The following is a 12,999-nucleotide window of genomic DNA, read 5'->3' as shown; positions in this document are numbered from 1 at the left end:
CCCTACGAAACACCTGGGTTTGTAGGGGCCGCCCTCCGTGGCGGCCCGCGTGGGGGCGAAGAACTCAGCCGGGCACCGTGTGGTTTTTATGATTTCAACCCGCGCCTGACACCCGGCCCCGCGGGGCCGGGTATAACATGCACCCCGGGCCACGGTCCCGGCACTCACAGGTGGAGAACCCATGCGAATCCGGTTGCTGGCGGCACTTGCGGCGCTGTTCGTTGCCTCGGGCGCGGCCCGCGCGCAGCCCGCGAAGGCCGAGCCGACCGTCGAGGTCCGGCTGCGGTCGGTCAACGACCTGCTCGACAAGGCCGAGTACGTCGCCGGCCTCGGGGGCCAGGAGGAGGCGATCAAGCAGGTCCGGGCGCTCCTCAAGCAGCTCAGCACCGACGGGAAGGGGATCGAGGGGATCGACCCGAAGCGGCCGTTCGGCCTCACCGGCACGCTCTCGGGCGACGTCGTCAGCAGCCCGCTGACCGTCATGGTCCCGGTCGCCGACCAGGAGCGGTTCCTCGCGATGCTCAAGGACCGCCTGGAGATCACCCCCGAGAAGGCCGAGGGCGGCACCCTGAAGGCGGCCGTGCCGGTCATCAACGAGGTGTACCTGCGGTTCGCCCACGACTACGTGTACATCGGCCGCTCGGTGAAGGACCTGGACCCGAAGGTGCTCCCGACCCCGAAGGCGTTCTTCGCGAAAGACGACGGGTCGGTCGCGTCGGTGATCGTCCGGTTCGACGCCGTCCCCGCGGACCTCAAGGCGTTCGTCCTGGGCCAGTTCGAGATGGGCATCGCCGAGCAGCGGAGGAAGGACGGCCCGAACGAGAACGCCGCCCAGAAGGCCATGACGGACTGGGCCACGGAGAACATCACGAGCGGGTTCAAGACCCTGCTCGACGACGCCAAGGAGCTCCAGTTCCGGGTGTTCATCGACGAGAAGACCGACGACCTGTCGGGGGAGCTGACGCTGACCGCGAAGGCCGGGAGCACGCTCGCGAAGAACTTCACCGGCCTCGGCGGGCGGAAGAGCCTGCCGGCCGCGATCGTCGGCACCGGGAAGGACGCGGTCGCCCGGTTCACCGCGACGGCCGCCGTGCCCGACAGCGTGAAGAAGGACCTGGGCAAGGTCGTGGACGCCGCGATCGTCGAGATCCTCAAGGACGTGCCCGAGGAGCAGAAGCCGATCGCCGAGCGGGCGCTGAAGACGCTCGCCCCGACCCTCAAGGCCGGCGACCTGGACGTCGCGGTCGCCCTGAGCGGCCCGGACGCCAAGGGGCACCACACGCTCCTCGGGGCCGTCGGGGTCAAGGGCGGGGCCGACATCGAGAAGCTCGTGAAGGACTTCGCCAAGGACTTCGGCCCGTTCCTCGGCGACGCCGTGAAGTTCGACTTCGACGTCGAGAAGGTCGGGGCGTTCACCCTCCACTCCGTCACCGTGAACACCGTTCCGGACGACGTCGAGAAGCTGTTCGGCACCAAGAAGGTCTGGCTCGCGACGTCGGCCGATCACATCGCGTTCAGCGTCGAGCCCGACGGCACCGCCCTCAAGGCGGGCCTGAAGGCCGCCCCGGTCGCCGCTCCGGTCGTGGCGCTCGACGTCGCGTTCGCCCGGTTGCTCCCGCTCGTCGGCAAGGACCTGAAGCCCGACGAGGTGAAGGCGCTGCTGATGGACACCTTCGGCACCGAGTCGCCGGCCGGAAGGGACACGTTGAGCGTCACGGTCACGGGCGGCGACTCGCTGGTCGTGAAGGGGAGGATGAAGGGGAAGGGCGTTCGCCTCCTGTCGGGGCTCGAGCAGTTCAAGATGAAGTAGCCACCGCCCGACCCGCCCACGCGCCCGCCCGGGAACCCGGGCGGGCGTTTTCGCGCGCCCACTGACATCGGGGTGTCACCGGTGCGTGTGGTACACTTCACCTCACCACCGGGGAGCCTTGCGCCATGTGCGCCCGCATCACCCTCACGACCGCCAAATCCGAAATCGCCGACCTGTTCGGCCTCTCCGACGACCTCGGCGTCGGGAGCCGGCGGCGGTTCAACGTCGCGCCCACGCGGCCCGTCCCGGTCGTGCGGGCCGCCGGCGGGCGGCGCGAGCTGGTCGAGATGAGCTGGGGGCTCGTGCCGCACTGGGCCAAGGGACCGAAGCGGGCCGGGTACGTCAACGCCCGCGCCGAGACCGCGACCGAGAAGCCGGCGTTCCGCGACCCGTTCCGGTTCCGCCGGTGCGTCGTCCCGGCCGACGGGTTCTTCGAGTGGAAGCAGATCGGCAAGCGGAAGCAGCCGTACTTCTTCCGCCGGGCCGGCGGCGGCGTGGTCGCGTTCGCCGCGCTCTGGGACACCTGGACCGGGCCCGACGGTCCCGTCGAAACGGTCGCGGTACTCACCGTCCCCGCCAACGACCTCGTCGAGCCGATGCACGACCGGATGCCCGCGATCCTGTCCGAAGGCGCCATCGCCGCGTGGCTCGACCCCCGCGAGACGGACCCCCGGAACCTGCTGCCGCTGTTGCTGCCGTTCCCGGCCGAGCGAATGGAGCGGTGGCCGGTGAGCGACCGCGTCAACGCCGTCGGCAGCGACGACCCGGACCTGCTGCTGCCCGTCCCCGAACCCGCCAAGCCCGCGTGGGTGCAACCGAGCCTGTTCGACGTGGCGTGACGGGCCGAGTTGCCCCAAGCGGCCGCTTGCGGTTGGCACGGGGTCGGCCCGCGGCGTACCATAACGCCGTCACCGGAGGGCAACGATGAACATCATTCTGGCGAACCCGCGGGGGTTCTGTGCGGGCGTCAACATGGCGATCGAGAGCCTGGAGCGGGCGCTCGCGCTGTTCGGCAGCCCGCTGTACGTGTACCACGAGATCGTCCACAACCGGCCGATCGTCGAGCGGTTCCGCGGCCGCGGGGTCGTGTTCGTGGACGACATTTCCGAGGTGCCCAACGGCGGCACGGTCCTGTTCAGCGCGCACGGCGTCTCGCCCGTGATCCGCCAGCACGCGACCGAGCGGAACCTGCGGGCCATCGACGCGACGTGCCCGCTCGTCACCAAGGTCCACAACGAGGCGATCCGGTTCGCCCGCGACGGGTTCACGATCGTCCTCATCGGCCACGAGGGGCACGACGAGGTGATCGGCACGATGGGCGAGGCCCCCGCGAACATGGTGCTCGTCGAGGACACCGACGACGTCGCCGCGCTCGCGCTGCCGGCCGACGCGAAGCTCGCGTACCTGACGCAGACGACGCTGAGCGTGGACGAGGCCCGAGTGGTCATCGACGCCCTGAAGGCGAAGTACCCGCAGATCGTCGGCCCGCACAAGGACGACATCTGCTACGCGACGCAGAACCGCCAGGAGGCGGTCCGCGAACTGGTGCCCGCGGCCGACGTAGTCGTGGTGCTCGGGAGCCAGAACAGTTCGAACAGTCAGCGGCTCGCGGAACTGGCCCGGTCCGCGGGCCGGGCTTCGTACCTCATCGACCGCGCGACCGAGCTGCGCGACGAGTGGTTTAAGCCGACCGACACGGTCCTCATCACCGCCGGCGCGAGCGCCCCCGAGGACCACGTCCAGGGGTGCGTGGACTACCTGCGGGCGAAGTACGGGGCGGCGGTCGAGTCGCGGGTGGTCCGCGAGGAACACGTCAGCTTCCCGCTGCCCCGCGAGCTGCGCGTCCTGGCCAACGCCTGACGCCGGAGGACCGACATGGCGAGCGTGCAACTCAAGCTCGGCCCGGCCGACCACGGCCACCCGTTGACCCTCGATGACTTCGACGACGCCGACTTCGAGCCGGGGTTCAAGTACGAACTCATCGACGGGAGGCTGTACGTGTCCACGCTGCCCAACCCGGCCGAGAACGTATTGGAGATGTGGCTGTTCCTGAAGTTGTACCTGTACTCCGCGCAGCAACCGACCGTGCTGAACTATGTGACGACGAAGGCGCGAGTGTTCGCCCGGTCGGGCACTGCGGCGACGGTTCCAGAACCGGACGTCACGGCGTATCAGGACTTTCCGAAGGGCCACGCCCTTGAACGCCTCCGATGGGAAGACGTCGCCCCGGTAATCGTGGTCGAAGTTCTGGTTGATGGCGAAGCCGCCAAGGACCTGGAGCGAAACGTCGAGCTTTACCTTTCGGTGCCAAGTATCAGGGAATACTGGGTACTCGACGGGCGCGAGAACCCCGAGGAGCCGACGCTGATCCAGCACCGGCGGTACGGGAAGCGGTGGGTGGTGCGGGCGTTCCCGTTCGGCTCCAAGTTCGCGACGAAACTCCTCCCCGGCTTCGCGCTCCTCATCGACCCCCACAAGTGACACCGCGATGTCACCGTCCCCCTCTCCCGGCCTCGCTCTGAACTTCCGGCCGACGCTCCCCCGCCGCACGGACTGGCGGATCGGGTGCGCCGGGGCCGGGTTCATCGTCGCGGACTGCCACCTCGTCGCGTACCGCGGCGCCGGGTTCAACCCGGTCGCCATAGCCTCACGGAACCCGGTGACGGCGCAGAAGGTCGCGACGCGGCACGGCATCCCGACGGTTCACGAGTCGATCGACGCACTGCTCGCCGACCCGCAGGTCGAAATCCTCGACGTCGCGGTCCCGCCGGACGCACAGCCGGGCCTGATCCGCCGGGCGGTCGCGCTCGGGCGGGGCCGGCTCCGCGGCATCCTGGCGCAGAAGCCGCTCGCCCTGTCGGTCGCCGACGCCCGCGACCTGGTGCGCCTCTGTGCCGACGCCGGGATCGTGCTGGCGGTGAACCAGAACATGCGGTTCGACCAGTCGGTGCGGGCCGCGAGGGACGTACTCGACCGCGGGTGGCTCGGCGAGGTGGTGCTGGCGACCATCGACATGCGCGCCGTGCCGCACTGGATGCCGTGGGCCGAGAACCTGCCGTCGTTGTCCACGTTCGTGATGAGCATCCACCACCTCGACACGTTCCGGTACTGGCTCGGCACCCCGGACCGCGTCCTCGCCTCGACGCGGACCGACCCGCGGACCAAGTTCCCGCACGCCGACGGCATCAACCTCTACATTCTGGAGTACGACCACGGCCCGCGGGCCAGCGCGTGGGACGACGTGTGGGCCGGGCCGTTCGAAGTCCGAGGAGGAGAAGACCGCCAGGCGGGTTCGATCCCCCCGTCTCCCCCGCTCCCGGACTCCCCCTCTCGCTTCATCCGCTGGCGGATCGAGGGAACCGAGGGGCTGATGCAGGGCACGATCGGCTGGCCCAAGTACCCGACCCGCGAGCCGAGCACGCTGGAGTTCAGCACGCGGCGGCAACCCGGCGTGTGGGTCCGGCCGACGTGGGACGAGGTGTGGTTCCCCGACGCCTTCGTCGGCACGATGGCGCAGCTCCTCGTCGCGGTCGAGGACGGGACCGAGCCCGAAATCTCCGGCCGCGACAACGTCGAGACCGTCGCACTGTGCGCGGCCGTGTTCGCCGCCGCCACGCAGCACCGCGTCACCACCGTCCGCGAATTCCTCGCATGACACCCGACCTCCGCGTTCAACAAGCCCTCGCGACCGCCGACGCCCGCGGGGTGCGGGTGGTTGCGAGTACCCCCGAGTTCGACACCGCCGAGGCCGAGCGCGTCGCGTCGCTGTTCGGCGCGCGGCCCGCGGGGGTGAAGTGCCCCGCCGCGCACTTCGCGTGCCCGTTCGGGGGGAAGCACGTCGCTGTCGTGCGGGTCGAGGACCGCCCCGGCTCGGGCGACCCGCTCGCGTTCCGGTTCCTGATCCTGGCCCGCGACCTCTACGCGCACCTCGGCGACCCGTTTGCGATCTCCGACCGCTACCCGGTCGACTGGGCCGCGACCGGCCCGCTGCCGGAGCTGGAATGGCCCAAGGAGGTGTTGCCGGAGCGCACCGTCGAGCAACTCGACTCCATCTTGAAGCACGGCGACGGCCCGCTGCTGCTCGCCGCGGCGCAGGCGATCGTGGACGGGAACCGCGTGATCGTTCACCGCGACGCCCCGCAGGACACGCTCGTTCGCGAGCTGTGGCAACTGGTCCCCGACCGCACGCGGGCCGAGCGGTGGCCGGCGTCGTTCGCGTTCTCCGACGAACTCGGCTTCCACTTCGCCGCCGGGCCGGGCATCACCGCCGCGGCAGGGCTCGCGACGCCGCTGACCGAGGAGGCGGTCCGCGACTACCCGTCGAGCAACTACGAACTGAACCTCCAGATCGCGATCGAGTCCGGCGACCGGGCCGCGCTGCGGCGGCTCCTGGCGCGCCGCACGCTCGACGACACGATCCGCCTTGCGCTGTACATCGTCGGGTTTGCGCTGCTGGTCGCAATCGTGTTCCGGTTTGTGCTCTGACGCGAACCCGGAGCGGGCCGAACGACACTTCGCGGAATTTCTCTTCCAATCTCGGCTGGCTGTGTCAACTCAGTAGGTACTCCGCCGGAGCCGGACCCGGCCGAGTACCTCTCACCCCGGGTGCCTGTTATGGGTACGGACGCCGACACCGCGACCGGTGCGCCCGCGGCCCCCGCCGCGGACAAGCACAAGCTGTTCCTCCGCACGTTCCTCCAGAACGAGCGGCGGCTGTACGCCTACATCCTCGCGCTCGTCCCGCACCGGGCCGACGCCGACGACGTGTTGCAGGAGACGAGCATCGTGATGTGGGACAAGTTCGACCCGGCCGAGCCGCCGACCGAGTTCCTCGCGTGGGGCCGCCGGGTCGCGTACCACAAGGTGCTCGACCACTACAAGAAGGCGGGCCGCGCCCGGGCGCGGCTGAGTCAGGCGTTCCTCGACCGCGTGTCCGAAGCGGCCGCGAGCGCCGACGTCTCCGAGGCGGACGCGCGGCGCGACGCGCTGGCCCGGTGCGTCGAGCGGCTCCAGCCGAAGCACCGCGACCTGCTCGCCCGCCGGTTCGCCGACGGCGCGACGACCCAATCGACCTCCGAGCAGGTCGGCCGCTCCGTCGAGGCGGTCTACAAGTCGCTCGCGAAGATCCGGCAGACCCTGTTCGACTGCGTGCAGCAAACTCTGGCCCGGGAGGCGCAGGCGTGACCCCGCAATCCCCGATCGTCGCCGAACTCCAGACCATCCTCGACCACCTGTGCGAGGAGTCGGCCACCCCCGAGCAGTTGCAGCGCCTCGAAGAACTGGTGCTGACGCACCCCGAGGCCGAGGCCCACTACCTGCGGTTCATGGGCTTCTACGCGGACCTCATCGGGCACGTCGCCGGGCTGCCCGAGCCGGTCGCCCGCGGCCCCGCTGAACCGAAGGCCGAACCCAAACCACATCAGACCCGAGAGGACAGGCCCATGAAGCTCTCGAAGTTCTCGCGAAAACAGTGGACCATCGCCGCGTCGGTGCTGGTTGTCGTCGGGACGGTGGGAACCGTCGCGGCGTACCACTACTCCGACCTCGCCGAGAAGAAGCGCGAGGCGGCGGCGGCGCAGGCCGTGGCCGACGCGAGCCGCGCCGAACTCGCTCGCGTCACCGCGCAGCAGCAGGCCGCACAGGACGCGGCCCGCAAGGTCTTCGACGAGGCGGCCGCGAAGGAGCGGGAGCAGGCCGAGAAGTACCGGGCCGCGCTCGACGCGGCGCGGAAGGCGGCCGAGGCGAAGGAGTTCACCGTGCGGCTCACCGGCCCCGAGCAGGTCGAGCCCGGCGCGCCGAACACGTGGCAGGTCGAGACGCTCCGGCACGGTGCGGTCCGCCGGCCGAAGAAGCTCGAACTCGTCGTCCGGGACGCGAAGGACGCCGAGCTCTTCAAGCAGGTCGATGACAAGCCGGTCGGGGCGGCGACACTCGAACTCGGCACCGCGTTCTGGTCGCAGGTGAAGCCCGGGGCGGACCTGTTCCTCGAAGTCGTCGCGTTCACCGACGACGACCGCAAGAACGCGCTAGTCGAGCGCCTGCCGCTCGCGCGCCCGGTGTACGTCACCGATCTGGCGACCGATAAGCCGCTGTACAAGCCGGGCGAGACGGTGCGATTCCGGTCGCTCACGCTGGAGCGCTCGACGCTCCGCCCGCCCGCGACCGACACGCACCTGAGCTTCCGGCTGCGCGACCCGGCCGATTCGGTCGTGCCCGTGGGTTCCGGCAACGGCCGGCTCATCAACGCCCTCGCCCCGGTCCTCGGGCCGGACCAGAAGCCGCTCCGGGGCATCGGCGTCGGCGAGCACAAGATCGCGGCCGACGCGCCCGGCGGCGAGTACAAGCTCGACCTGTACGAGACGGTCCGCGGCCGCGAGGTGCTGCTCGAAACCCGCAAGTTCCTCGTGAACCGGTACGTCCCGGACACGTTCGAGAAGAAGCTGGAGTTCGACGGCAAGAGCTACGGGGCCGGCGAGTTCGTGCAGGCCCGCATCGAGGTCACCCGCACCGCCGGCGGGCCGATGAAGGACGCCACCGCGAACGTCGTCGCCACGGCCGACGGCCGCGAGTGCTTCTCCCAGAAGGCCGCGAAGTTCGCCATCGTGACCGAGGGCGGCGTCGCCAAGGCCGTTCTAAACGTGCGGTTTCAGCTCCCCGCCGACATCTTCGAGAAGGCCAAGAATACCCACCCGTCGGCGACGCTGAGCGTGAACATTCAGGACGGCAGCGACGCCGAGGCGATTGTGCGGCCGGTGCCGCTCGTCACCAAGACGCTCAACGTCGAGTTCTTCCCCGAGGGCGGCGACATGATCGCCGGCGTGCCGGGCCGGGTGTACTTCCAGGTCCGCACGCCGCTCGGCAAGCCGGCCGACGTGAAGGGCACGATCACCGACGGCACCAACACCGTTGCCGAGGCCGCCACGCTCACCGACGCCGAGAACCCCGGCGTGAACCGCGGCCAGGGCGTTTTCGAGTTCACCCCGAAGGCCGGCACGCAATACTTCCTCAAGGTCGCCACGCCCATCGGCATCAACCCGCCGACGCCGAGCGGCTTCCCGCTGCCGGTTGCGAAGCCCGACGGCGTTTCGCTCACGGCGCTCGATGCCGTGACCGCTCGCGGCGGCGACGTGCGCGTGCGGGTGCAGGTGGGGCAGGGTACCAAGACGCTGCACGTCGGTGCCTACGCTCGCGGCCGGCTCATCGGCCAGCAGAAGCTCGACGCCGCGGCCGGCACGCCGGTCGAGGTGAAGCTCCAGGGCGACGCGGTCGCCGGCGGCGTCACGCGGGTCACGGTGTTCGAGGAGGTGAAGGGCGACGACCCGCGGGTGACGCGGCTCGTTCCACGCGCCGAGCGGTTGGTTTACCGCAAGCCCGGCGAGGAGCTGATGCTGAACGTGAACCCGGACAAGGCCCGGTACTCGCCCGGCGGCAGGGTGCGGCTCGATCTGCTGGCGCACGACGAGAAGGGGCAGCCGAAGGCGGCGATCCTGCTCGTCGGCGTGGTGAACCAGAGCGTCGTCACGATGGCCGACAACAAGACCAACCGGCTGATGCCGACGCACTTCCTGCTCTCGGGCGAGGTGCGGCACCCGGCGGAACTGGAGCACGCCGACTTCCTGCTGACCGACCACCCGAGGGCCGCGGCCGCCCTCGACCTGCTCCTCGGCACACAGGGCTGGCGGCGGTTCGCCGAGCAGCAGGAACCGCCCGCGAACCCGCTCGACCGGCCCGACGTGCAGAAGCTCCTCGTGTCGCACGGCCAGCAACCGAGCGCGCCGCTGGAGTTGATCCGCCTCGAACAGCAGCGCCTCGAAGCCGAGTACCGCCCGACGCTGGAGCCGCTCGCCATCCGCCGCACCGAGGCGCAGCAGAAGCTGACCGCGACAACGGACCCGGCCGCCGGCGGCCCCGCGGCGCAGGTCGTGGCCGTCCGTCAAACCACCGACGCCGCCGATCAGCAGGTCCGCCGTGCGACCGCCGCGGTGAGCCGCAAGAGGGCCGATCTTGAGGACGGCGCGGAATGGCTCCTCACCCGCGGCTTGATCGCGGGTGCCGTTCTCGCCGTGGTGTTGCTATTCATCAGGGGCGTGGTTGCGAACTCACAAAGCATCGGGGTTTTGCAGGCCACGGCGCTCGCGGTCATCGGGGCGTTTGCGGTCACCGTCGCGATCACCGGCATGGGAAAGAACACGAACAATACGTTCAGCAAGGTCGGCAGCGCAGTGAACGACGGCGGATGGGGCAACGAACGCATGGCCGCAGCGCCGGCGATGGATCGCGCCGAGGCGGCACCGGTGCCGGTGATGACCCCCGAGGCGGTGTTGCAGCTCGACAAAGCGATGGATCGGTTCGAGAACCGCCCGACGCGCGTTGTCGGGGGGGACTGGGCGAACCCGATGGACCCAAAGGCTCCGCCGCGCGACCTCGCAGCCCGGGTGCCGCCTGCGGCCAACGTGGCGCGGCCCGCTGCGGGCGACCGGAATCGTGAGGCGAAGGAGGTCGCCAACGGCCGGGTCGTGCCGCCGGCCAACGGTGCGAGACGCGCATCCCTCCCCATGACCGCGGGCAAGGCCGCGGGTGGGTATGTGGGGCCGGGCTCCCGGGTCGACATTGTCGCCAGTTGGATGGAGGGCACGACGCGGCGGGTGGCCACGCTGCTCGCCGATAAAACCGTGATCGCGGTCGATGGGGTTCGCGATCTCAATGTTCAGCAGACGTTCCCCGATCTGCGGACCGTGTCGTACGACTTGACCGACGAGGAAGCGGACCTCGTCGCGTTCGCGGTGAACAAGGGCTGTAACCTCGAAACGCTGCTCCGGCACCCGGACGCTCCGCGCCGGCCCTACGATATCCAGCAGGTCAAGCGGCAACTCGGCTACACCCCCAACTTCAACCGCGACCCGCGGCTGGAGCAACTGTCTCCCGTGCAGGGCGTTGACGGCCTGGGTGCGATGCCGGGCGTCGTGCGCGAGTACGCCCACCAGCGCGACCCGGCGCTCGGCGACGTGCGGGCCGACTTCACCGAGACGGTGTACTGGAACCCGGTGCTCGTGCTCCCCGAGAGCGGCAAGGCGAGTGTCGAGTTCCAGCTCTCCGACGACATCGCCCGCTACCGCGTGCTCGTCGCCGGCCACACGGTCAACGGTCGGGTCGGAGCGGTCACGAAGACCATCGAGGCCCGCAAGCCGTTCAGCCTCGACCCGAAGCTCCCGCTCGAAATCTCGCACACCGACAAGGTGGACGTCGCGATCCGCGCGACCAACGACACCGACGCGAAGCGGACCGTGGGGTACACGCTCGGCACGAGCGGCCTGAAGGTCGAGGGCAGGGCAAGCGACGTCTTCGATCTCGGCCCGAACGGCAAGGGCCGCCGCATCGTCCGCATGACCGCCGACAAGCTCGACGGCGAGGCGACGGTCCTCGTCACCGGGGCCAGTAGCGGGGCCGACAACGACACGATCGCCCGCACGATCCGCATCGTCCCCGACGGGTTCCCCGGCGTCGGCTCGTTCAGCGACACCGTCGAGGGCAAGTCCCGCGGCTCGGTCAGGCTGCCGAAGGATCTCGTCCCCGGCACGCTGAAGGTGCGGCTCGAAGTCTACCCGACGACGATGTCCGACCTCGTCACCGGGCTCGACGGCCTGCTCCGCGAGCCGCACGGGTGCTTCGAGCAGACCTCGACGACGAACTACCCGAACGCGATGATCCTGAACTACCTGAACGAGTCGAACCAGGCGAACCCGCAGGCCGCGGCCCGTGCGAAGGCGCTGCTCGCGTCGGGCTACTCCCGGCTCACGTCGTTCGAGTGCCCGGACACGCCGGCCCGCGTGCGCCAGGGGTTCGAGTGGTTCGGTGCGGCCGACGCGCAGCACGAGGCGCTCACCGCGTACGGCCTGCTCCAGTTCAAGGACATGGCCCGCGTCCACCCGGTGGACCCGCAGCTCATCAAGCGGACGCAGGACTTCCTGTTATCGCGCCGCGACGGGGCCGGCGGGTTCCGGCGGAACGCACGCGCCCTCGACGGGTTCGGCGGCGCACCGAAGCACACGACCGACGCCTACATCGTGTGGGCGCTCGTCGAGAGCGACCCGGACGATGCCGAGAAGCTGGACCTGAAGCGCGAGATCGCGGCGATCAAGGCCGAGGCGCTGAACGAGAGCTCGACCGGTGGCAAGGACTCGTACTTCGTGGCGCTCGTGGCGAACGTGCTGCTCCACCGGGGCGACCGCGAGGCGGCCCACAAGCTCCTCGACCGGTTGCAGGAGAAGAACACGAGCGGCGGGGCGGTGACCGGGGCGGTGACGAGCATCACCCGCTCGGGCGGCCGCGACCTGGACATCGAGGCGACCGCCCTCGCGATGCTCGGGTGGCTCCGGGCGAACGACCCGAAGTACGCGACGACCGTGAAGGCCGCGACGAAGTGGATCAGCCAGCAGCGCGGCGGCCGCGGCGGGTTCGGATCGACGCAATCCACGATCCTCGCGCTCAAGGCGCTGACCGTGTACGCGAAGAAGATGGCGCACCCGGCCGAGTCCGGTGAGTTCCGGCTGCTGGTCAACGGGCAACTCGCCGGTACCCGGAAGTTCACGCCCGAAGACGTGAACGTGATCGGCCTCGACGTTCCCAACCCCGACGCACTCTTCAAGGGCGGCGAGAAGCTCGAAGTGATCGTCGAGACCGACGCGAAGCAGGCGTACCCGTTCGCCCTGAGCTACACCTACACGACGTTGACGCCGGCGAGTGACCCGAAGTGTGCGGTGAAGATCGGCACGTCACTCGGCAGGGCCGAGGCGAACGAGGGCGACACGGTACCGCTGTCGGTCACGTTCGACAACCTCCAGAAGCAGGGGCAGGGGATGGCCGTCGCGGTCGTCGGCATCCCGGCCGGGCTCAAGGTGCCGACCGACATGAAGCAACTGACCGACTTGCGCGAGAAGGGGGTCGTGAGCTTCTTCGAGGTCCGCGGCCGCGAGCTGGTGCTGTACTGGCGGGAACTCGCACCCGAGCAGAAGGTCGCGCTGACGGTGGACCTCGTGTGCGACGCGCCCGGCGTGTACCGGGGGCGGGCGTGCCGCGGTTACCTTTACTAAACCGCCGACCCCAAGCCCTGGGTGCCGCCCCTCGCGGGTCCGTTGGCGCCGCTGGGGGGGGATAAGTAGTTCGGCTCGGCGTCGCGCGGCCCGGTGGGG

General features: G+C 70.0%; 8 protein-coding genes. All 8 read left to right on the top strand.

Annotation, left to right across the window (positions count from 1 at the left end):
* Nucleotides 1–181 precede the first annotated feature (181 nt).
* A complete protein-coding gene (locus ACTIGN_RS22025) occupies nt 182–1,810 on the top strand; it encodes a hypothetical protein (protein WP_439627839.1) in 1,629 nt (542 codons plus the stop codon).
* Nucleotides 1,811–1,935: 125 nt separating this feature from the next.
* Nucleotides 1,936–2,649, top strand: coding sequence for an SOS response-associated peptidase (locus tag ACTIGN_RS22020; RefSeq protein ID WP_439627837.1), 714 nt, complete (start codon nt 1,936–1,938; stop codon nt 2,647–2,649).
* An 85-nt stretch (nt 2,650–2,734) separates the two neighbouring features.
* Nucleotides 2,735–3,670, top strand: a complete 936-nt coding sequence (ispH, locus tag ACTIGN_RS22015; RefSeq protein WP_439627835.1) for a 4-hydroxy-3-methylbut-2-enyl diphosphate reductase — start codon at nt 2,735–2,737, stop codon at nt 3,668–3,670.
* 15 nt (nt 3,671–3,685) lie between these two features.
* A complete protein-coding gene (locus ACTIGN_RS22010; protein WP_439627833.1) occupies nt 3,686–4,291 on the top strand; it encodes a Uma2 family endonuclease in 606 nt (201 codons plus the stop codon).
* Nucleotides 4,292–4,298: 7 nt separating this feature from the next.
* The gene (locus ACTIGN_RS22005; protein WP_439627831.1) at nt 4,299–5,465 is read left to right on the top strand and encodes a Gfo/Idh/MocA family protein; all 1,167 of its coding nucleotides are present in this window, start codon (nt 4,299–4,301) and stop codon (nt 5,463–5,465) included.
* Entirely contained in the window at nt 5,462–6,295 is an 834-nt protein-coding gene (locus ACTIGN_RS22000) for a hypothetical protein (RefSeq protein ID WP_439627829.1), read from the top strand. Before ACTIGN_RS22005 ends, ACTIGN_RS22000 begins: the two co-directional genes overlap by 4 nt.
* A 129-nt stretch (nt 6,296–6,424) precedes the next feature.
* Nucleotides 6,425–6,994, top strand: a complete 570-nt coding sequence (locus tag ACTIGN_RS21995; RefSeq protein WP_439627827.1) for a sigma-70 family RNA polymerase sigma factor — start codon at nt 6,425–6,427, stop codon at nt 6,992–6,994.
* Nucleotides 6,991–12,900, top strand: a complete 5,910-nt coding sequence (locus ACTIGN_RS21990) for an alpha-2-macroglobulin family protein (RefSeq protein WP_439627825.1) — start codon at nt 6,991–6,993, stop codon at nt 12,898–12,900. Before ACTIGN_RS21995 ends, ACTIGN_RS21990 begins: the two co-directional genes overlap by 4 nt.
* Nucleotides 12,901–12,999: the final 99 nt, after the last annotated feature.

This window comes from Gemmata sp., from assembly GCF_051859125.1.
Lineage (GTDB): Bacteria > Planctomycetota > Planctomycetia > Gemmatales > Gemmataceae > Gemmata.
Note: the sequence above shows the minus strand (reverse complement) of the source record. Positions and strands in the feature narration are given on the sequence as shown.